At 55.8% G+C, this 19,850-nt stretch carries 18 protein-coding genes and 2 pseudogenes; 8 read left to right on the forward strand and 12 right to left on the reverse strand.

The features are described from left to right. Nucleotides 1–158 precede the first annotated feature (158 nt). Together EA797_RS22075 and EA797_RS20515 are read left to right on the forward strand one after the other, a co-directional pair. Nucleotides 159–381 (forward strand): annotated as a pseudogene (locus EA797_RS22075) (DUF2188 domain-containing protein). Nucleotides 382–520: 139 nt separating this feature from the next. Further along, nucleotides 521–889, forward strand: coding sequence for a DUF6968 family protein (locus EA797_RS20515; protein WP_122168665.1), 369 nt, complete (start codon nucleotides 521–523; stop codon nucleotides 887–889). Nucleotides 890–1,179: 290 nt separating this feature from the next. On the opposite strand, the gene EA797_RS20520 is transcribed toward EA797_RS20515, so the two are convergent. Together EA797_RS20520 and EA797_RS20525 are read right to left on the reverse strand one after the other, a co-directional pair. After that, entirely contained in the window at nucleotides 1,180–2,844 is a 1,665-nt protein-coding gene (locus EA797_RS20520; RefSeq protein WP_122168667.1) for a sensor domain-containing diguanylate cyclase, read from the reverse strand. 146 nt (nucleotides 2,845–2,990) lie between these two features. Further along, nucleotides 2,991–3,149 (reverse strand): annotated as a pseudogene (locus tag EA797_RS20525) (ATP-binding protein); the annotation flags it as partial. 281 nt (nucleotides 3,150–3,430) lie between these two features. Here EA797_RS20525 and radC point away from each other — a divergent pair. Both radC and EA797_RS20535 read left to right on the forward strand, forming a co-directional pair. Then, a complete protein-coding gene (gene radC, locus EA797_RS20530) occupies nucleotides 3,431–3,937 on the forward strand; it encodes a RadC family protein (RefSeq protein WP_122168671.1) in 507 nt (168 codons plus the stop codon). A gap of 136 nt (nucleotides 3,938–4,073) precedes the next feature. Beyond that, nucleotides 4,074–4,718: a DUF4256 domain-containing protein gene (locus tag EA797_RS20535; protein WP_369426646.1), complete on the forward strand. Its 645-nt coding sequence runs from the start codon at nucleotides 4,074–4,076 to the stop codon at nucleotides 4,716–4,718. Between the two features lie 172 nt (nucleotides 4,719–4,890). Here EA797_RS20535 and EA797_RS20540 read toward each other — a convergent pair whose 3' ends face one another. After that, entirely contained in the window at nucleotides 4,891–5,097 is a 207-nt protein-coding gene (locus EA797_RS20540; RefSeq protein WP_167468839.1) for a carbon storage regulator, read from the reverse strand. A 450-nt stretch (nucleotides 5,098–5,547) separates the two neighbouring features. Here EA797_RS20540 and EA797_RS20545 point away from each other — a divergent pair, with 450 nt between their 5' ends. Together EA797_RS20545 and EA797_RS20550 are read left to right on the forward strand one after the other, a co-directional pair. Further along, entirely contained in the window at nucleotides 5,548–5,988 is a 441-nt protein-coding gene (locus tag EA797_RS20545; protein ID WP_122168677.1) for a hypothetical protein, read from the forward strand. A gap of 203 nt (nucleotides 5,989–6,191) precedes the next feature. Beyond that, entirely contained in the window at nucleotides 6,192–6,890 is a 699-nt protein-coding gene (locus tag EA797_RS20550) for a hypothetical protein (RefSeq protein ID WP_147456829.1), read from the forward strand. 794 nt (nucleotides 6,891–7,684) lie between these two features. Here EA797_RS20550 and EA797_RS20555 read toward each other — a convergent pair. From EA797_RS20555 to EA797_RS20565, 3 genes are all read right to left on the reverse strand, one after another. Beyond that, nucleotides 7,685–9,550, reverse strand: a complete 1,866-nt coding sequence (locus EA797_RS20555) for a polysaccharide deacetylase family protein (protein ID WP_167468840.1) — start codon at nucleotides 9,548–9,550, stop codon at nucleotides 7,685–7,687. 197 nt (nucleotides 9,551–9,747) lie between these two features. Continuing rightward, nucleotides 9,748–10,929, reverse strand: coding sequence for a hypothetical protein (locus EA797_RS21730; RefSeq protein WP_147456830.1), 1,182 nt, complete (start codon nucleotides 10,927–10,929; stop codon nucleotides 9,748–9,750). A gap of 1,639 nt (nucleotides 10,930–12,568) precedes the next feature. Further along, nucleotides 12,569–13,696: an MBL fold metallo-hydrolase gene (locus EA797_RS20565; RefSeq protein ID WP_244214177.1), complete on the reverse strand. Its 1,128-nt coding sequence runs from the start codon at nucleotides 13,694–13,696 to the stop codon at nucleotides 12,569–12,571. 17 nt (nucleotides 13,697–13,713) lie between these two features. On the opposite strand from EA797_RS20565, the gene EA797_RS20570 reads away from it, so the two are divergent. Next, nucleotides 13,714–14,262 carry a TetR/AcrR family transcriptional regulator gene (locus EA797_RS20570; protein WP_122168685.1) on the forward strand — a complete coding sequence of 183 codons (549 nt, stop codon included), beginning with the start codon at nucleotides 13,714–13,716 and terminating at the stop codon, nucleotides 14,260–14,262. A 10-nt stretch (nucleotides 14,263–14,272) separates the two neighbouring features. Continuing rightward, entirely contained in the window at nucleotides 14,273–15,139 is an 867-nt protein-coding gene (locus EA797_RS20575; protein WP_122168687.1) for an SDR family oxidoreductase, read from the forward strand. A gap of 252 nt (nucleotides 15,140–15,391) precedes the next feature. Here the strand turns inward: EA797_RS20575 and EA797_RS20580 are convergent, their stop codons facing one another. From EA797_RS20580 to EA797_RS20605, 6 genes are all read right to left on the reverse strand, one after another. Next, on the reverse strand, nucleotides 15,392–15,730 hold the full coding sequence (locus EA797_RS20580; RefSeq protein ID WP_122168689.1) for an antibiotic biosynthesis monooxygenase family protein: 339 nt from the start codon (nucleotides 15,728–15,730) through the stop codon (nucleotides 15,392–15,394). Nucleotides 15,731–15,758: 28 nt separating this feature from the next. Next, on the reverse strand, nucleotides 15,759–16,748 hold the full coding sequence (locus EA797_RS20585; RefSeq protein ID WP_122168691.1) for a zinc-dependent alcohol dehydrogenase family protein: 990 nt from the start codon (nucleotides 16,746–16,748) through the stop codon (nucleotides 15,759–15,761). 148 nt (nucleotides 16,749–16,896) lie between these two features. Continuing rightward, nucleotides 16,897–17,199, reverse strand: a complete 303-nt coding sequence (locus EA797_RS20590; protein WP_122168693.1) for an ArsR/SmtB family transcription factor — start codon at nucleotides 17,197–17,199, stop codon at nucleotides 16,897–16,899. 57 nt (nucleotides 17,200–17,256) lie between these two features. After that, a complete protein-coding gene (locus tag EA797_RS21735) occupies nucleotides 17,257–17,526 on the reverse strand; it encodes a hypothetical protein (protein WP_147456831.1) in 270 nt (89 codons plus the stop codon). Between the two features lie 427 nt (nucleotides 17,527–17,953). Beyond that, nucleotides 17,954–18,796 (reverse strand): isocitrate lyase/PEP mutase family protein, encoded by an 843-nt coding sequence (locus EA797_RS20600; protein ID WP_122168697.1) that lies wholly within the window; start codon nucleotides 18,794–18,796, stop codon nucleotides 17,954–17,956. A gap of 646 nt (nucleotides 18,797–19,442) precedes the next feature. After that, nucleotides 19,443–19,847 carry a type II toxin-antitoxin system VapC family toxin gene (locus tag EA797_RS20605; RefSeq protein WP_122168699.1) on the reverse strand — a complete coding sequence of 135 codons (405 nt, stop codon included), beginning with the start codon at nucleotides 19,845–19,847 and terminating at the stop codon, nucleotides 19,443–19,445. Nucleotides 19,848–19,850: the final 3 nt, after the last annotated feature.

Consider the following 19,850-nt stretch of genomic DNA (forward strand, 5'->3'; position numbering starts at 1 on the left):
AAAGCGAGAAGCCGTGCTCAATGCGCGGCATTGCTTGCCGGTGCTATCTGCTGTTTCGTTTGCTCAAAGACATGGCGAATACGCGGTTTGCATCCTGTGTCCGGACAACCATAGCGCTCAGAGCTCTGTTGATACACGACCGTCCAGAGGACCACATGATGGACAATTACCATATCTACCCACTGGCGCTGGCTGGGAGCTGCGAAAGGCAGGGGCAGCTAAAGCATCCAAAACAGCCAGCACTAAGGGCGAGCTAATCACGCTCTTGGTTTTTTTTATCGAAGGTGAGACCGCGTCGATCAAGATTCATAGAAAGATGGCGCGATTCAGGAAGAGCGCACCTATCACAGGCAGGGGATCTTCGTCAGACGGAAAAGCTGACATGGCGTTTAATCCATCATGCTCTGCTTAACGGTGCGTCAGTTTATTCATTATTTTAGTCCGGTGAACATAACGGCACCCCTCGCCTCCCACTTCTGCGTGGGATGTAATTACGAACGCTATACGAGGCCCTAGGTTGATGAACACCCTTCCCCCGGTCCCTAATACATTCACCCATGTGGTCGCCAGTAGAACGTTCGAGAGTAGTAATCCAACTAATCCGCGCTATCTGTTACTGGAGATCGGCCTTCCAATCCAGGACGTCGTAACGGCGTCGGGCAACGATTGGAGGTGTCCGATTCGTGTTACTGAAACAGAACTTGAGAGCGTCGTTTCGGTATGTGGGGTGGATTCGTTCCAGGCGCTGCACCAAGCCTTCAGATGGGTGACGGCTGAAGTGCAGAAACGCGAGCACGACACGGGGTTGCAGCTGCTGTTTCTTGGGATGCCGTACGATCCCGAAACACACCTTCCTAAGACCGCCACACCTAAACCCGATCCCAGTTAACGGCTGCTACCGCGCCTACGGCTTGGTGGCTACTGCCATACGGCACTTCGCCAACCACGCGAACCGCCGTATGGCAGCACCTGCAGTAGCCGTATAACAACGGCGCAACCCTGAACCTGGGCAAGTGCATCGCAAAGCCATTGAGGTGTGCAACGGGCAACACGATGCATAAATTGCATCACCACCAGGTCAACGCGTATCAGTCCCGATCTTCAAATCGGATGTTAGAACGGCCATCAGGAGTGCGTACTACTTTGAAGCCATAACGTTACAGGCTTCACCGCCGCTTGCTAATACACTGACGCCTCGGCCAGTGGCTCCTTGTCTGATCGAACGGTCATTCGGTGAAATTGGAACTGTGACTTGCCTGCGCGTTTTGCTTCATAAAGCGCTGCATCAGCCTGAGCCAATACCTCATCGAACTCGTTGTTAGTCCATACTGCACCGCCGACGCTGCAACCGACCTTTACGAGCTGGCCGCCCAGCGTTACCGGCTCCGCCAGCTTCAAGATGATACGTTGCGCGGTACGCTGAACGCTGTCAAAGGTGTCGCCAGCTTTTAGCCGAAGCAGGACGACGAACTCGTCACCTCCATGACGAACAGCAATGTCTCCATCGCGCACTGCAGCCAGAAGACGCAGACCGACCTCGTGGAGCAAGGCATCTCCAATAGCATGGCCGAAGCGATCGTTTACCGGCTTGAACCCGTCAAGGTCCAGACACAGAACCCCAAAATTGGGACGAGTGACGGCATCGCTGCGCACCGCCTGTACGAACTTGTCCAAGGCCGCCCGGTTGGGCAATCCAGTGACGGTATCGCGGTAGGCGATCCCCTCTACCAGAGCCAGCTGGCTTCGCTTGCGAGTAAGGCTCTCCACTAGGTGGCGAATAGCGATGCTGAGCGTCTCAACTTCACGCGTACCCTTAAGCAATGGGATGGTTACATCAGCGCCTTCAGAGAGCCTGGCTGCAGCACTGGCGATCTGGATGACCGGCCCTGTAATCATGCCCGCAGCAAACCATCCGATCACCGCGAAAGCGAACGATAATACACAGCCCCACATGAGTATTTCGTTGCGCACGGCTAGGGCCTCGGCAAAGGCGACTGATGCGGGCTGGCGAGCTACGACCGTCCAGCCAAGTCCCTCGTAATCGTCTACTCCGACGCTCTGGGCTGCCCCAGTCAGGTAGACGGTGCCGTCCTGCCAAGGCTGGACCGACCATCCCTGACGAACACTAGTGTCGACCTGCACACCAAGCGTCTCGCCAATCATTTCCTTTGGGCCTAGCAACACAGTCCGGTCCTTGCTTATTACCAGAAACTCCAGTCCTGGCAGGCGCCGCTGCAATGGCTCGAAAAGCGATCTGCCTACCTCATCGGCCCACTCCCACGATAAATGTGTTGCGAGCACGCCCACCAAACCGCCGTCACCATTGCGCACCGGCATACTGATATCGACAAACTTCATCGCCTCGCCGGATGGGTTGGGAAGAAGCTTCGCAAGCAAGACAGCCTCGTGCACGTCTCCAACGAACGTCTGATCCAGGCCGTTCATGAAAACTGGGCGTTGAGAAATATCTGCTCCTTCCAACAATCCGGATGTCGACGCAGCGACCGTACCGTGCGCATCTGTAAGTCCTATCCAGGAATAGCTTGGGAATTTCTCTTTCAGACGGTTAAGCAATAACCGAGCTTCACTGATATTCGCAGGATTACGCAGCGCCTCAAGCTCGCTTAGCACCGTGAGCTCTTTTGAGCGTCCACTCATGTCGCGGTCCAGGCGATCAATCATTGAGTATGCCAATTCGGCCAACTGAAGGCCGGTCTGAGCTTTGAGCCTAGAGATGGATGACTCACCAATCACAGTTCCAAAGACGCACGTGAGCACGAGCGCGACCAATGCCAAAACGAGAGCGAACCGAGCACGCATACTGCGAAGAGGAGCCAACAACATGGAACGCCACCGATTAATAGAGTCACTATGCCAGTATACCCAGCGTCATCGTACAACGTATCGGCTGCACGCTCTCGTTCTTCAATGCGTTCGCGGTTGACGGTTTTACGGTCCACATATCGGCAAGTAGCCGACTCCGTTAAATATCAACCGAGCGGAAAACTGACGGTGAATGACGTTCCACTCGTCTCATCCGAACTCACAGATACCCGGCCGCCGTGCGCCTTGACGATCTCCCTGACGATAAACAAACCAAGGCCGACACTACGGACCCCGTTTTCAGCATCCGCGCCGCGGGTTATCGGTCGAACAACCGAGCTGCCAGGTTGGCTTGTTTTTCAGCAGCGCAAACAATTCCTTGAGCCGGTAATCCGTAATTCTTTTTCAGAGCGCATAACGGTGCACCCCCATTTGGGACGGCGATCTTGCTGGTTTATTTCATCTTGCCACGGCGTGCTCGTCGTCAAGGGCTGCGCGCGCATCGCACGCTTGCGGCTTTCGCCGGCAGTGCCCCTGTGACTGCTTGCGCTGCGCCGTGCCGCGTCGGTTCCGGGCAATACCGCCCGAGCAACCGGAGCACGCTGTCATGTCTCAATTCTCTTTTACAACTGATTGTTCCCTCCTCGTCCGCGACGGCCAGGGCCGCTACCGTTTGGCCACAGCCGATCAGATCCTAGAAGCAGCACGCCATGTCATCGATACGAAGATTATGAACGGAGCGCCGTTCACGTCCCCGGACCTGGTGAAGGACTACTTGGGCGCAAAGCTCGCAGGCTACGAGCACGAAGTCTTTGCAGTGCTATTTCTCGACAGTCGCCATCGCTTGATCAAATACGTCGAGATGTTCCGGGGAACAATCGATAGCGCTTCGGTCCATCCACGAGAGGTCGTCAAAGAAGCACTGAAGCTCAATGCAGCGGCAGTGATCTTTTCACACAACCATCCAAGCGGGCATCCGGAGCCGAGCACGGCGGACAGGACACTGACCGGACGGCTACGTGAAGCGCTAGGGCTCGTGGATGTCCGGACGCTCGATCACATTATCGTCGCAGGTCACGACAGAGTGTCCTTTGCTGAGTCAGGGCTGCTCTAACAGCAGCGGGGGCTTCGGCCCCCAGGCCGATTAGCCAAACAACGGCAATCGGCCTCGCTACGAATTCGATGGCTTAGGAAGCACGAGCTTCACAATATCAGCAAGCGTCACAACGCCTTGCAAGCGACCCTCGCTCATGACCACCCATATTGCGCACTGCCCTTGTAGCGAATATGTGGGCAGCCTAAGTCACCATCTATGCTGTTGGTGTACCCGCCTGAGGAAATGCACCGGCATGGAAACAAACAAACGAGACGAGCTGCTTCAGATCCTGAAGGATCGTTTTGAAAACAACGAAAACCGCCATCCGGATTTGGCCTGGGGTGATATCGAACCAAAAATCGTATCCAGGTCCGACATTCTGCTTTCGCTCAGCTTGATGGAGTCAACAGGTGGGGAGCCGGATGTTGTCGCTTTAGATTCTGCGCAAAGCAGGTACACGTTCTGCGATTGCTCAGCCGAGAGCCCAGCCGGTCGCAGAAGCCTGTGTTACGACCAGGCGGCACTTGACCAACGCAAGGCCAACAAGCCTCAAGGCAGCGCCGTCGAGGTCGCGGCCAAAATGGGCGTAGAGTTGCTGGACGAACACCAATACCAAGCGCTGCAGCTGTTCGGCGAATTCGACACCAAAACCTCCAGCTGGGTAACGACACCGAAGAACATCCGCTCGCTTGGAGGCGCACTTTTCTGCGATCGCCGCTACGGTATGGTATTCACCTACCACAACGGCGCGCAGTCTTACTACGCGGCCAGGGGATTTCGCGGGATCCTTTACGTTTGATCGTCGGTGCGCCTTCGCCTTTCTGAATCAACCATCAACAAGCCGTTGGGCTCGGGCATCTTGCGTGAGCCCTGGCTTGGCCTGATTAGCGAGCTTTGAGAGATAGGAACATCAAAGCGCTCGCATCCATGGCGGCGCCGTTCATACCTCTACCGCCCCCTCCGACAGACGATCAAAGCGCCTCGAGTTCGCTGCGTAAGATTTGAAGATCCAGAGGAGCATCAATACCGATTCTGACCTGCCCGCCGCTGATTTGCCCTACATGCACAACGATGCCGTCGAGCAGCAACTGCGCCAAAAGATCATCCGGATCGGTACCGGGCTGAACTCGAAGAGTGATTTGCTCGCCTTCAGAGCGAGAGAGAACCAGATAGCCCATCGTTGCGTCCTTGCTTAGGGTCATAAAGGGACATTGTTACCCGGCGCCTTTGCTTGGAAAAGCCCTTCAAAAGAAAGACACAGCCAATATTTGTGAGCCGTTCAACAGAGCGTGCCGTGCTTCGCAAAAATTCGCGCCTATGAAAGTTATTTGCCTGCAACCGCTTCTTCGCACAATAAGATCATCGCGGCGTACGTCGCTTGATTAGCTACGATCGAAGCCACGGCTGCTGATTGGTTCGGTTTGATTTTCAGGGCTATGGTCTTGAAGGTCCTAGGCGCCCCGATTATCAGGCCTGCGGGCGTCGTCGTTTAACCACTTGGCTGAAACTGCTCTGGCACGCCCTGCAAATCTTAAGAATTGTGATCCGGGACCTTCCTGCCTCAAGTCGCTTGGCTAGCATGCGCATCCTTTTTTTTCCCATCACGCTAAACCGCAAAGGAACTGCCGATGAAACGACCAATCCTGCTTGGTCCCCTCCTCGCGCTGGGTATGTTGTCTGGTTGTGTTAGCTACGAGCCTGAAACCTGGCTAAACAGGGGCCCGATCACCATAGACGCCAGCAGAACTGGGTACTGCTACACCGATGCCAACCTCATTGATGGCAAACGCATATCGGGCACGCTTTGCGCAACGCCGACATCTGGGTTCCTGATGAAGGGCGAACCTGAAATCCAGTTTGGCCCGTGGGGCATGAAATTTATGAAGGAGCTGGTTAGCAATACGACACAGGGGGTTGAGTACGACTACCAAGACAAGCGCGTGCGCCTTCAGTGTTCGCCGGTGTTGAACAGTGCAGGTCAGGAGACGGGGCGTGACTGCACCGTGACGATGAATGCTCAACATCTGGTCAGTGCGACCTTCCTGTTCGTGCCTCAAGCGGCCCAATAAACAGACGTTTGCCATCGGAATTTCCCGAGCAGCGCGGACGCGCACCACCCAGACTCGTTACTCATGGATGACGCCACATGTCTACAAAACTGTTTCCAATCTGCCTAACCGCGTTCTTCATAGCCGGATGTGCAGACAAGGCTCCAAGCAATGAACCCCTGTCGCTCGCACAGAACGAAGAGCACCTGGTTGGTATCTGGGCCATGGTGCCGCTGCGTAACGGCATCGCGAATGTCGTCGAGTACAGGGCTGACGGCAAGGCATTGCTGCACCCTTTCAACTGCGCGGAGCCGGGACAGCCTGAGGTGGAACAATCGGACTATCACGTGGCTGATGACGGTCAGACGATCCACGTCAGCTCGGCACTTGATGAGTTCGATCTGAAGGTGCTGGAGTTCAACCGTCGCACGATGCGCCTCGGCCTGCATGTTGCGGGCTCCGACCTGACATTTGCGTATCTCAAAGTTGAGAAAGCGGCGCCGCTGTGCGCGCTGTATCAGATGGAGAATCTGCAGGCTAAGGCGACCCCTTATCAGCAGAGCGATTTCGTCCCTGCCCCACGTGTACCCGCTCGCCCGGACCTGGATCGCTTCCTCGGCAAATGGGCCATTGACACCGGGCAGGTGCAGATCGAAATTCGTCGCGATGATGACGGAGAAGCTTTTCTCTACCAAGCCAACAGCGAGAACTGGCGTCACCTTTACAACGCAGTGCACTGGGTGGGCGATGAGCTGCATTACCAAAGCTACGCGTACTCGGAAAAGGAGTCGCTATACCGACATCCTTACCACAAGTCGCAACATGCCACGATCATGCAGGCGCAGCCCGACGGCCTTATGAAACACTCATTTTTTATTGGTGAAACGAGGCACGATCTCGTGCTGAAGCGGGTCTCCGATTAAAGAAACCACCAGAGCGCGAGCTGACTGTCGCTCACCGGTGGTCCTGTGTTGCAACCCGAATGCAGGTAGTCCCTCGATTCGCGGAGCACGCGTGCAGGGGTCCCGATCGCATTTATTGCATTCACCGGCACGGTGCTCGAAACGCTGCGCGTGCCGTTTAGACGTGACGTCGCTGCGCAATTTTGCTCCGTGCGCGGCGACGGGGGATAGTCCGTGATGCCCGCCAACCTATTGCGTCATCTCTGAGCAACTTCGAGTCGCCACCATCGTGCTGAGCAAACTGGCGCAGCCGGCTCGGTAACGCGTGAGCAATAAAAAACCCCGCCGAAGCGGGGTTCTATAGCATGCGGTCTTTCCATTTGTCCTAGGCACCGCACTCCTCGCGGCGATCCCTTGGCCATCCAGGCTCGGTGCGCGTCCTGCGTCAATGCGTGCGCACTATGGGGCTAGCGGCCAAGAGTATCTACGGATTAATCGCGACGCAGAGCGTAGGCGAATGCTTACAGCCGAAGCATTTACGATGGTCGGCGCTGTGCGAAGGCTAGACCCTCGGGCGATAAGCCAAGTCATCATCGAAGCGCTGAAAATCAGCAAAACCAAGGATTATTTCCGGACTGTAATCGACCAACTCGAGAAAGGTCGCCGGACAGGTAGAGCGCTTGTCCGAAGACCGTGGGGGCGGCCATTGAGCCAGACGCATCGGGAGCATGGTTCCAGGCGAGGCTTATCATCCTCACGGAAATGAGTGTTGCGTGTCCATATGGGGAGCGATGACGCATGCCGCTTCGAGGTAGCTATTTACCTAGGCTAATCGTCATGGTGCCTGCGGGAACCTCGTTGATCAGCCATCGCCCGTCGGGCAGTCTTTGCATGACGCTGTCAGGGTACGGCCGTAGGTCTTCTGGCAACTCAAACGCTAGCCCTTTTATTGGCTCTGGAGCTTTAACTTTAAGTTCGACGCCCCCGTCTTGCTGCTGTACATCGAGTTCAACCTTATCGCGTGCAGCCCACCAGCTGCCGTATTGTTTCAGGGTACCAAACCAAGCGATAGGTTTGAGCCGTGGAAGAATTTGCTCCAAGAAGCGGTATTTATGGTCGACCTCATTGGGGTGAAGCAGCATCACAAAACTGGCGCCATACCGCGCAAGTTTTTCGGCAAGCTCAACTGCTTCCTCGACTCGCTGATCCATGATTGGCGGTATCTCATCTTCGACCGCAATTGGGAACTCGAATACCGACGTTTCGCTGCTATACATTCGCTGAGCGTTAGTGCGAAACGGCAAATGTGTGGTCAGATTCCCGGCGGTTGCCGAGCTCGAGAAGCGATAGCCTGATGCGGCCAACGCCTCCGGGAGGCGCGGCGGTGTTGCCAGATAGCCCGGGCGGAAGGAGACCACCTGGCCACCTGTCAGCTGCTCCAGCAAAAAACGGCTTACCCTGAGCTCCCCCAACACTGTTGCACCTCGGGTGTCCCCAAGCGACTTAACGCGCGGCTGGTAGAGCGGATATTGCTCGGTCCCATCACCAAGCGGCACCGAGGCGTACATGTCAGAATGGCTTACCGAATGACTCGCAATCTCCATGCCGGCCTCGACCAAGGCATCCAGCGCAGCAAGGGTACGATCGTTGAAAAATCCTTCGTCTTGAAAGTCGCGGTAATACTTCGTTTGAAGGAAAAAGGTGGCCGGTACCCCTTCCCGTACGAGCAAGTCTCGGTAGGCAAGCAGGTTGCCCATGGACTCAACGTAATCCACATCGAAGGTCACAACCGCAGCAAGTTGTCGGCCTTCCGGTACGGAGGCCATCGTGATGGCTAGCGGCTCGTGCTCCCGATACACCGCCTTGAGCCAGCGCAGCCAAACATCCACGGATGGCTCGTAACCGTTTGCATATGCGCGGTAGCCTTGGTCGTTGCGGTCGTTGTGCGCTCGCATGATGAAAAAACCGAGGTCAAAACCCAACGCATAGGCGCTCCCACCTGCTTCGTTGTCGCCTTTTACCATCGCAGCCGATCCATCTTCGAACCTGGCCAATATCTGCTGCGCTTTTTCATAAGTTTGCGTGCCTGTCCAACTTGTCGATAGCTCCGGCTGTCCAAGCAGTACTGTCCGTTCGTTCGGATCACTGATCCACTCAAGGGTCGGCACGTCCTCGAAGATGATGCTGTGGTGGGATCGAGACTCTACCGTCGATTCAAAGCCGAATAGATCCTGCACGCCACCGCCTAACACCTGGGTGGCTATGAGCGTTCGGCCTTTTTCCACATGACGGCGAAGCGCCATTCGCCCAGCCTCATCAAGCGTGCGCCCGGAAATCAATGGATACACCAGCACGACGTGATGACGAGTGGCCTCGGTGACGTCGTCGGTGATAGTGAACGGCACGCCAATACTTTTGAGACCGTGCGCCAGGCCGAGCCAGGCGGAATCCTCATCGGTCAACAAGATTGCAAGACGAGAGCGTTCTCCGCCGGAATAGCCTTTCCAGTCAGAACGCGCCTGCTCTGAAACATAGCTCGGTTCGCCTGGCCCATTGAGTTTATCCAGGCGATCGAACGTATTTCGATCGATAAAAGCAGTAGCGGCCGCTATCAATAAACTGACGATAAACACAGCAGCAATGACACGTGCTGCAAAGGCGGGCTTGTCCCAGAACGGCACGAAAACCTCATCGGTAAAGGTTGGAGACCAGCATATCGAAACGGTACGAGTCAGGCGACTTTCGGGGCACCGCCCGCCACGAGCCATCTTCGCGCAATGCGCATCAGCGTATTTTCTCAGCTACCTGGAACTGGCGACTCGCTGTTCACGCCGCCACAAGGTGGGCCTGAAACATTTCGTTCGCCGAACACGATTTTTCAAGGCTGTTGCTCTGTTGGGAAATGTTCCCAAGCTTGCCAATCGATGCCCCCTACAGCCAATGGCTGCAGCGCGGTCCGCCAGCGGCTGTTCTGCTCCTGCAGCAAAGCCTGCGAAGCATCAGCCCACGTTTCGTCAGGCGCCAGCTCAGGTTCTACGCTCTGCGCGAGTCGAAAGTGCACTGCAGGCCAGCGTCGTGCAATTTTCTCCGTGAGTTCAGCGCTGCGTTCGGCGCTGCGGGTGTAAATCATAAGGCTCACTCTATTAACACCGAGTGATGGTAGCTCGCACGGTGCGCAGGGCATCCCACCCATCTCCTCGGTGAACCAGCGATAATGGCTCGATATTTCGACAGGCCAAGGGCTGGCGGTTGCCACTTGCTTTAGCGTGTCCAGCCATTCGCGCACGTGCTGAGGCGCGACCGGCCAGCCACGCTGCTCAACCTCTAAGTCCAGGTGCAGAGCTGCGAAACCCACCGAACCGAGCTTAGAAATGATCGCAATCAGCGAAGCTCGGTGTTCTGGCACCATCCAGTCCGGATCGCCCAACAGCAGCACAGGCTCAAAGCCATGCCTGTCGAGTGCCATGACCGTCGCATCGAGTATGCGAATAATATCCGGCTGCGCGAGTTGTTCAGCGCTTAGCCCGATATAGAGACGCTTGACGCCCGCACGCGCAAGGCGGGCCATTGCTCGATCCCGGGTAGCAGAGCTCAGTAGTGCTCGGCTATCCCAAATGTAGACGCCTTGGTCCCAGCTACGGGGGGGTTTAGAGTCTGCCGAGTTCGCGTTCAGAGGTGTCCAGTGAACCATGTCGCCTCCGATAAGCGCAGTGCGTTGAGCATCGTCGGTAAACAACAGCTGCAAGCCAGACAATTGCTGCCAAACCGTGTACCAGCGATCTATTAGCTCTAACGCGGCCCGATAAAGCTCCAATTCGCTCATCTGGAGCGCTCCGATGTTCAGCTCAGCACCGGCCGCGTTGCTTAGCTGCTCGGTTAGCGCAAGCTTGGCGATATTGAACCGCTCTTGTGCGGGCGACAGACTCAACGAGGCCCTGTGCTGTGCAATAAGTGCATCCTGCAGTGCTTGAAGAATTGCCCCATTTTCAGCCCGCAAATGCTCTCTTGAGCCCAGGCCTTGTTCTGAGCGCTCCGGATCTCTGACTGTTTCGTCGCTCATTCGGTCGCTAGACGATGAGAGCGTCGGGCTGGCAACGGGAGCGTCGCCGGATCGTGAGATCCCATGCCTGCCCGCTGAGCCCTGGGCCGAGCTGAACCCAGATCGCTTGTGGCTCAGCTCCGCTGCGCGACCGTAAACAGGGTGGTTCAGATCAAGCCGTTGCCTCCAAGTTTCAATTGGCTGAACCGTCAATGAGAGCGGCTCGGCAATCGGCTCCATGAACTCAATACTACGGTGACTCAGCCGTTCCAGCAGGACCTTGCTCGCTGTAAGGGCTTGGCCAGAGGCAAGACACTCCACTGTAACAGCCTGCCATCGGCTTTCTAACAGCATTGCTTCGGAAGCCAGAAGCGAGCCACTGTGCACACGCTCTGCCAGTTCAGCGCGCGCCTGCGCCGGCCTGGTTCCCAGGCTTTGGCACCAGCGCAAGGTTTCGCTGGCTCGCCACCAATCAGCGTAAGCGGCGCTCACAATCAACCGCTGCTCTGCACTGGCGAGCTGCTGAATCGCTTTCTGATGTTCACGCTCGCTACTTACCGCGCTCAGTTCACTTACATGCCGACGTAGAGCGCTGAGCAAGGGGTGGCGGATGGCCAGGCTGTAAGTTAGGGCGTCATTATGAGATTTGTCGGTGGGGCGATTTACATGCCCCGAGCCGTTTTGCTGCCATCCGGCTTCAGTGTTGGGCGGCTCAGGCAATTGACCCGGCATAGACAAGTCGGCCATCGCCCCATGTACCGACGTCCTAGCGGATATCCCATTGAGCAGGTGATCCAGCGGTAGAACCTCGGCGGGCGCAGCAAAAGCCAAACAGCTCAACAAGCCGCCCCCAAGAAATCGACGCATTGAATAACCTCTTGGCTAGGCGCATATCCATCACAGCATCCTGCTGTCCGCTTAAAGACGGCCAGCATCTGGATACTGAAGGCACACAGTCAACAGTGGGCTCAAGCGCTTTCAATCACAATAGCCGGCCAGATGGGTCGGTCGGGCTGGGCTTCCGATGTCTAACAATCAGCGGACGAGAGTCCCGAGAAAATCACGTGCCTGGGCAAGACCTACAGTTATGGCTTAAACAGCGGTCTGCTCATCGCCGACACGATTAGCTTGCTGGCCTGGACGGTTGCGGCTCAGGGAAAGACACCCGCGTCCGCCCTGCCCGACTTGGCCTTGCGCAGCTCGGACACCAGCTTTGCATCAAGGATGAGCCTCAACAAAGATCGACTTGGCGGGTCTGGATCTGCGTCCGCGGTGCATCAACGCACTATCCTCGGCACCTGGCATGGCCAGCACGTCGACGATGCTTGCGTTACCGCCAGCAAGGCGCTGGAAGTCTTCGATACAGAGCAACAATGTGCAGGCTGCCCTGCTCCAATTTCCAAGCAGGACCGGAGAACGCAGCCGAGTCTCTGCGAAATTCAAATCTGCTGACGTGCTGATAAGTTTCAGATCTCATGTAGATGCGCGCGCTTCAATTTAGGCTAAGCGTTTTTAGACACTCTGGGCCGATAGTTGCCGGTCGTCAGGGACTGCTCTCTGCCATGAAGCGGGCATTTTGTATCGAGGACATGTCGATCCCTTGGTTCGCGCCGACGGGGGAAGCGCTGCGAGGTTAAAGCAAGAGCGATGCTGCACATTTTTAGGGCATGTGCGGAACCCCAAGTTCTAGATTTCTCCACCAACAGGTTGGTCCATCAACCTGTGAGGGTTCAATCACCTCGCCTAAAGATGGGGTGATGACACGAACACCTTGCTCAGTTGCGAGCCTGACGAGTGTCTCTGGAGGTTCGTACCAAGCATGCAGCGCAAGGTCGAAAGTACCCCAATGCACCGGGAGCAGCGTTCCGCCGCCTAGTTTATTGAATGCTTTGAGTGCGTTGTCTGGGCCCAAGTGAAAAGCCGCATAGTTTGGATGAAACGCACCGATTTCAATGATTACGATATCAAACGGGCCATACATTTCGCCTATATCGCAAAAGTGCTCAGTGAGCCCAGTGTCGCCAGAAAAGAAGACTCTATGGCTGTCCGATTGGATAACCCATGATGACCATAGCGTGGCGTCTTGATCGGCTACGCCTCGTCCCGAACTGTGTTGGCTAGGGGTTGCGATGAAGCGCAACCCTTGAAGGTCACATGTTTCTCCCCAGTCCAACTCGTAGATACGGTAGGGAGGAACTCCCATTCGTTCGAGACGCGCTCCCACTCCCAATGCTGTGATGATGGGAACTCCAGGCATGCGCGCGATACCTGCAATCGTAGAGGCGCACAGGTGATCATAGTGATCATGCGAGAGTACAACAGCATCGAGAGGTGGTAATTCAGTCAGTGTGGCTGGCGTAGGGTGGAAACGTTTCGGTCCGGCAAACGAAAACGGCGATGCGCGCGCGCTAAATACCGGGTCTGTAAGAATCTTACGGCCATCTAGCTCGATTAAGACGGTGCTGTGGCCAAGCCAAGTGGTACGTAGGCCAGTGCCGGCCGGGCGAAGCCATGCTTCATGGGGACGGACTAGAGGCAATGATTGCTTCGGGCGTCGCTTATACCCGTTGAGCAAAAGCTCCGGAAGCAACCTAACTCCGGCAACTAGATCTAGGTTCAGTGTCACCCCTGTATTACAGAAGTGGCGACCATCAAACTGTGGCGAGGCCCTTACGCGCTCCAGCCGAAGCCCATTGAATTTCATTTTCACCTCCCGCCATGAAGCAAAACCCAATTCCACGCCGCCCATCCACGGGTTGCCATAAACATGTTGACATATGGAGTACATTTTGTCACTTTGTCGAAATGAAGACGAATTTCCCAGATGAAAAAACTCAAGCTCGGCAGAAACAGATTTTGGTGGCTGCCCGCTGGTGCTTCCTCAATTATGGCTTTGCGAAAACCACTTTTGACGACATCGCCAAGCGTGCGGCGCTCTCTCGGACGCTGATCTATCGCGTTTTCAAAAGCAAAGAGGACGTTTTCCAGGCTGTCTTTGTTGACTGGCTTTTGGCTCGACAGCCTGCAGCAAAAGAAGCGGCTGAAGGATCAGGAAGCCCTAGTGAGCGATTGCTCGCTGTCTGTCGTGTGCTTGCACTTGAGCCGTGGGCCGAGATGGCTGGGACCCTCAAAGGCGGTGAATATCATGAAATTTGTAAACGAGTTGCTCCTGACAGCGAGGAGCGCTACCGAAAATTTACCCATGAATGCGTGTGCGAAGTACTTGGGGATGCATCAGTCGCAGAAGTTTTTCTCCTGGCTTTAAATGGGCTATTTGCCGACGAGCCTGAGCCAGACGTACTTGAGCGGCGAATCATACTTCTCGTTTCGCACTTTTCTCGGCCGACAATATAGGCGAACGGTTATGACCTTCACAGGTGAGCGAACGGAACTTGTCGTTATAACCGGTGCATCTAGCGGAATTGGCGCAGCGACAGCGAACGAACTTGCTCGTCGCGGTTTTCACGTCTTGGCAGGAGTTCGTAATGATCGAGATGCAGATACTATTCGTGCGATTGGCATTGAGCCGGTCATACTTGACATCACCGAACCCAGGCATATCCGTGCATTAGCAGAACGAGTAGAAGGGGATGCTCTGGGACGCAATCTGCGCGCGTTGATTAATAATGCGGGAGTTGGCGTCAATTCACCTGTAGAGGTTTTTGAGTTAGACGAATGGAGAAGTTTGTTTGAGGTTAATCTATTCGGACAGGTCGCCACCATACAGGCGCTACTGCCGGCCTTGATTAGATGTAGAGGGAGAGTGATCAACATCAGCTCTGTAGGGGGCAAGGTAGCCATGGGCACATATGGCCCTTACGCGGCCACAAAGTTCGCTCTTGAAGCAGTAAGTGATTCATTACGTCGTGAGATTTCTCATTTGGGTGTACACGTAGTGGTGGTCGAGCCGGGAGCTGTGAAAACAAAAATTGCCGGACAAGCGATTGCCAAAGCCAATGATATCGCGTCTTCTATGACCCTTGAGCAATCCCAGCGATATGGTCAGCTGATACAAGCTATAACTGCTCAAACGGCAGCAATTACTGATAAGTCAGGACTTCCCGCTAGCGTCGCGGCAAAAGTTATCGTTAAAGCTGTCACGGCGCGGGTGCCTCGCACACGTTACCCCATTGGCCGCGAGGCTACACTACTCCCTCTGTTAGGTTTGCTGCCTGATCGACTGCTCGATCGCATTCTAAATTCTATCTTACGGCCTTATTACCCTTCGTAGTTCTAGTAATTGCTAGAAGTTCAGTTTGGCATTTCTTAATTCTTGCCTTTTTGTCGGAAGGTCCGTTCGGATAGCTGATACTGGGAAATTCAGGTTGCGCACATTGCCGACCTGACCGGACCTGACAGCCTGGACTTCGAAGCAGCACTGTCAGACCCAAGCCGAACGTGGCAAACAATAGCGACAACAAAGCTGCATATCTCTCTCACAGCAATCAACTTCCGAACCACCTACGACTCATTGATATCTGGATCAAGATGTCAAAGAACTGAGTTGCTCATCATAGGCTGGAATCGTAAAAAATGGTGCGCCCTCGATATGGTAAACCTTCGGCTCTTCCGAGAAGTACTTCTCTAAACCCATCATGAACATGCGGTGGTCCTCACTTGCTTCAAACCCCGGAGTGTGATCCTCAAGCGATTCCCACCGCACGATCAGGTTGAACAGCTGGGGAGTTTCGATGCCTGGCGCGAGCAAGTGCCCGCCATAACCCTTTGCACGGCTAAGCAAAGGCGCAACTTCAGCAAATGCATGTTTGAACCGATCAATGTGTTGTTCATGAACAGGTAGCAAAGCGATTTCATAGATCATGGCGCACGTCCTCAAATTGGATACTTAGTTAAAGATCTGCACTAACGACATGATTCTGCGAATCGACCGCAATCGCGATTTTTCCCCGAAGACCGTTGTTTGGGCGTTCCAGCAGCGCATGGGCCAAGGGGATGTCGGCAAGCGAGTAGACCGCGCCAACATGTGGCCGCAGCTGACTGCGCGCTATCAAAGCACTCAGTTCATCAAGCTTGCCGCGGTTCTGTCTCGTGAAAACAAAGTGATAACTGGCGTTCTTACCCCAGGCCTGAACCAGGTTTTGCGGTTGCGCGATGTCTACAATCGAAACCACTCGACCAAGTTGCGCGAGCGCATCTGGGCTGCGCGACAAGGCATTGCCACCGATGGTGTCAAAAACCACATCAACTCCGTTGCCACCTGTTTCCCGCAGCACAGCTTCAACGTAATCTTCCTTTTCGTAGTCGATTACCACGTCGGCCCCTAGACCTCGCACGAAGTCACCGTTCGCCTCGCGCGCGGTTGTAAGCACCCTCGCACCGATGGCTTTTGCCAACTGAATCGCTACATGGCCAACGCCCCCTGCACCGCCGTGCACCAGGATGCTCTCCCCCACTCTCAGCCCCGCGCGTACGACCAGTGCTTCCCAGGCCGTGCCACCTACTAGGGTCAGGCTCGCTGCCTCCAAGTGACTCAACGTCGGAGGCTTCCTTCCGATAATGGCCTCAGCGGCAACGTGGTACTCGGCATAACTACCAGGGCCGTCAAAGATTTGCGGGGTGTACCAGACTTCATCTCCTGGCACGAAGCTCGTCACACCCGGGCCGACTGCCTCGACAACGCCGGATACGTCATGCCCGGTAATGGTTGGAAGTGGCACCAGGTCCGAGTAATCGCCACGTCGGACCTGGAAATCCAACGGATTGATGGACGTTGCGTGGACCCGTACCAGAACTTGTCCAGCTTGCGGTACAGGCTTGGGCACCTCGCGCAGCTCGAATGATTCCGGCCCGCCAAAAGATTTAAGGATCATCGCTTTCATAGTAATTTCTCGCTTCTGAATAAAGGGATATCGGGAATTACCGATATACGTTATTAGAGATACGCGCCTTTACTGGTGCATTACCTCGAGGTAGTCCTGCTTCGGCAAAAAGGGATATCGGGATTCGTCGATTCGACGGGGTAAAAATTTACAGCTCTTTCCCTATGAGTTCGGCTAGCGCACTGATGGCCTCTTCATTTCGTTTGTAGTAGGTCCACTGCCCGATTCGCCTGACTTTGACCAAGCCCGCTCGTTGCAGGGTCGATAGGTAATCAGACACTGTCGACTGCGACAACCCAACGCCTTCCTGGATACTACTGACGCAAACGCCCACCGTATGAACGTCCCCTTCATCCTGTGGAGGGAAGTTCTTCGCCGGGTCCTTCAAACCTTTCAGGATTTCAAGGCGCGTCCGATTTGAGAGGGCTTTGAACACTTCGATCAATTCCATGGAATGGATAATATCGGTATTTCGCGATTGTTCAATGCTCACCGCAAAACCTTCGTGTCACGCATGGCCGAGCCCGGTGCGGCTGCTGCCATCTTCTGCCAGAAGCTCACCCAAAGGGGTGCGATCGAAACCATCATCAGCGAACTGGTCTGCCTGCGGCGTCCGGTCAAAACCATTTTCGGCAAGGCTACGGCTAACGGCAGTGGCTTGCTGTACGGCTTCAGCGCCGTGCGCTTCACCCACCGATGGCTGTGGACTGGTTGCCGGAATGGCGAAAGCAGATGAGGCCACGCTGGCCAGTAAGAAACTCACGATTAGCTTTTTCATGATGCTGTCCTCGGTAGGGTGGGTACGGGACCTATGCTACGGGCGAGGAGAAAACGGACAAACGCGAGCGTATCAATAGTGCTAATCGACGGTCGTGATGCCCAATTCGATCGTCATTGATGGGTCGCATCATGCAATCGCATGACTTAACGGCGCTGATGACTTAAACGCTTCAATCAGCGCCGGGTTCAGCCGGGGGTGGCGTTTCGTTGATAGGTGATAGATAAAGCGGGAGTTGCATTTTCACCGTCCGCAATGACGGACCCAAAGCGTTGATGAGCTGCGCAATCGCCTGCTACGGCGAAGACCATCTTGAACAAGTGATCGGCTCTGACAGCGCCGCGTCTGCACCTACCGGCTGTAAGCACGTTGGCTCCTTAACCAAGTGTCACCGCCGAGCCCTTTTCAAAACAGAGCGCAAAGGGGGTCATCGCGCCTGTGTCGAAGCAGCGGCCGAAAAGAGGTCGTTGAGCTCGCTCCCGGTTGGCGAGTTCGCAAACGCATCGAACCGGCCTTCGCTCAGAGCTTGGGCCGCAGAATAAAAGCCGTGCCAGGCCGCGCGCGCCAAAGCGCCGCCAACACTGACGCGCCTGACGCCCAATGCGGACAGCTCACTTACCGTCAGGTCGCTGTTCCAACCGATCAGTACGTTGACGGGCTTGGGCGCCACGGCCCTGACCACTGCGGCGATCTCATCGCGCGTTTTGATCCCCGGCGCGTACAGGCAGTCCGCGCCAACTTCTGCGTAAGCTCGCAGACGCTTGATCGTGTCTGGCAAATCGGGGCGACCGACAAAGTAGTTTTCGGCTCGAGCCACCAATAGCGTGTTGGAACCGCTCGCATCGATCGCCTCGCGTGCTACGCGCACGCGTTCGACAGCGTCCAGAAAATCGCGAACAGGCTCGCGCGGGTTACCCGATGAGTCCTCGATCGACAGGCCGGCAACCCCCGTCGCTACTGCTAGCTGGACGCTCTCGAAAACATCGCTAGGTTGTTTGCCATAGCCACTTTCAAAGTCGGCGTTCAACGGCAGGTCGGTGGCCTGGACCATGTGCCGTATATGATCCAGCACGGCGTCACGCTGCATATGGCCGTCAGGCTTTGCGTTGGACCACGCGTGACCTGAACTCGTCGTTGCTAATGCCTTAAAGCCCATGCCGCCCAGCAGTTGCGCGCTGCCGGCATCCCAAGGATTGGGTATCACGAAACATCCGGATTCGTGCAGCGTCCAGAACACATCACGCTTTCGTTCTACCGAGGGGGTGACCATAGGAAATCCTCTGTTTGCAGTGATGGCGAGTCAAGGAATCACGGGGGCTGGCTAAGCCAGGTTAGCACCACGAAGCAGCGCCATCGCTCGTGACGTTGCGCAACATCCAGGTGGCTCAACTGGTGCTGGATAATCCCCCATCATGGCTCCCTTCAGGCTTTTAGCTAAAGCAGATCATCTTCTTTCCCACCCGAAGCACCAGATTCAAAAGACATCCCTGCAGGTTTCGGCATGGCAAATATGTCGACTACGTGACCGCAGGTGCATCACGCCCGGTCGATAAATTGCTCGGCCACCTCTACCGACAACTGAGGGAAAACCGATCAACGCCCTAATTGTCGACTCAGCGCAACCAGCGCCTCCGGCGGCCCTTCGGGAACTCTCGGCGAGGCCAGGGATGATAGGGGGTAGAGCATCCCTCTCATCCCTGGCGAATAGTACGGGTGTCGGTGTGGGTTCAAGGGTGCGCTGCGCCCGTACCTCCGTTCGCCAGACAGGTAAAGCGCTTGTCCGACGAGCCTGGGGTACGGCCCTTGAGCAGGGCGCACCGGGAGTAAGGTCCAGGCATGATCAGGCGCGCTCAAGAAAATGTCTGCCGTGGGCGGCTTTGGCCGGTAACGACCAAGGCATTCTTACCTTGACGATCTCATAACCCCTCGTCCCAGGGGTTAAAGATAGGAACGCCTGTAGGCGCAAAGTCGGCCACATTCCGGGTGACGACTGTCATCCGATGAACGAGCGCGGTTGCGGCAATCAGCGCGTTGCGCTCGGATCGAGGGTCAGGCACATGTAACCTGGCGCAACGGAGCGCCACTGCGGTGTCGACTGGCAGTATCCGCCCGCTGAACCCTGGCAATACCTGCTGGTCGAGCCACGCTCGCAATACAGCACCCTGCGCTGCATCGCGCCGTTCAATCTGAAGCACGCCCATTTCCAGTTCCTGAATGGTAATGGCCGACAACAATAGCTCGCTCGCCTGAACCGTCTCGGCCCAGGCGAAGACACCCGCATCCGCCCCGCCCGACTTGGCCTTGCGCCGCTCGGACACCACATT

This window comes from Stutzerimonas zhaodongensis, from assembly GCF_003696365.1.
GTDB lineage: Bacteria > Pseudomonadota > Gammaproteobacteria > Pseudomonadales > Pseudomonadaceae > Stutzerimonas > Stutzerimonas zhaodongensis.

Bases quoted from the DNA above. Each gene is read 5' to 3' on its own strand.
- EA797_RS21730 (WP_147456830.1), bottom strand. From the start codon at position 10,929: ATGAGCGACGAAACAGTCAGAGATCCGGAGCGCTCAGAACAAGGCCTG.
- EA797_RS20550 (WP_147456829.1), top strand. From the start codon at position 6,192: ATGGTGCCGCTGCGTAACGGCATCGCGAATGTCGTCGAGTACAGGGCT.
- EA797_RS20580 (WP_122168689.1), bottom strand. From the start codon at position 15,730: ATGATCTATGAAATCGCTTTGCTACCTGTTCATGAACAACACATTGAT.
- EA797_RS20535 (WP_369426646.1), top strand. From the start codon at position 4,074: ATGACCACCCATATTGCGCACTGCCCTTGTAGCGAATATGTGGGCAGC.
- EA797_RS20570 (WP_122168685.1), top strand. From the start codon at position 13,714: ATGAAGACGAATTTCCCAGATGAAAAAACTCAAGCTCGGCAGAAACAG.
- EA797_RS20515 (WP_122168665.1), top strand. From the start codon at position 521: ATGAACACCCTTCCCCCGGTCCCTAATACATTCACCCATGTGGTCGCC.
- radC (WP_122168671.1), top strand. From the start codon at position 3,431: ATGTCTCAATTCTCTTTTACAACTGATTGTTCCCTCCTCGTCCGCGAC.
- EA797_RS20565 (WP_244214177.1), bottom strand. From the start codon at position 13,696: ATGTACTCCATATGTCAACATGTTTATGGCAACCCGTGGATGGGCGGC.
- EA797_RS20520 (WP_122168667.1), bottom strand. From the start codon at position 2,844: ATGTTGTTGGCTCCTCTTCGCAGTATGCGTGCTCGGTTCGCTCTCGTT.
- EA797_RS20600 (WP_122168697.1), bottom strand. From the start codon at position 18,796: ATGGTCACCCCCTCGGTAGAACGAAAGCGTGATGTGTTCTGGACGCTG.
- EA797_RS20575 (WP_122168687.1), top strand. From the start codon at position 14,273: ATGACCTTCACAGGTGAGCGAACGGAACTTGTCGTTATAACCGGTGCA.
- EA797_RS20545 (WP_122168677.1), top strand. From the start codon at position 5,548: ATGAAACGACCAATCCTGCTTGGTCCCCTCCTCGCGCTGGGTATGTTG.
- EA797_RS21735 (WP_147456831.1), bottom strand. From the start codon at position 17,526: ATGAAAAAGCTAATCGTGAGTTTCTTACTGGCCAGCGTGGCCTCATCT.
- EA797_RS20590 (WP_122168693.1), bottom strand. From the start codon at position 17,199: ATGGAATTGATCGAAGTGTTCAAAGCCCTCTCAAATCGGACGCGCCTT.
- EA797_RS20540 (WP_167468839.1), bottom strand. From the start codon at position 5,097: ATGGGCTATCTGGTTCTCTCTCGCTCTGAAGGCGAGCAAATCACTCTT.
- EA797_RS20585 (WP_122168691.1), bottom strand. From the start codon at position 16,748: ATGAAAGCGATGATCCTTAAATCTTTTGGCGGGCCGGAATCATTCGAG.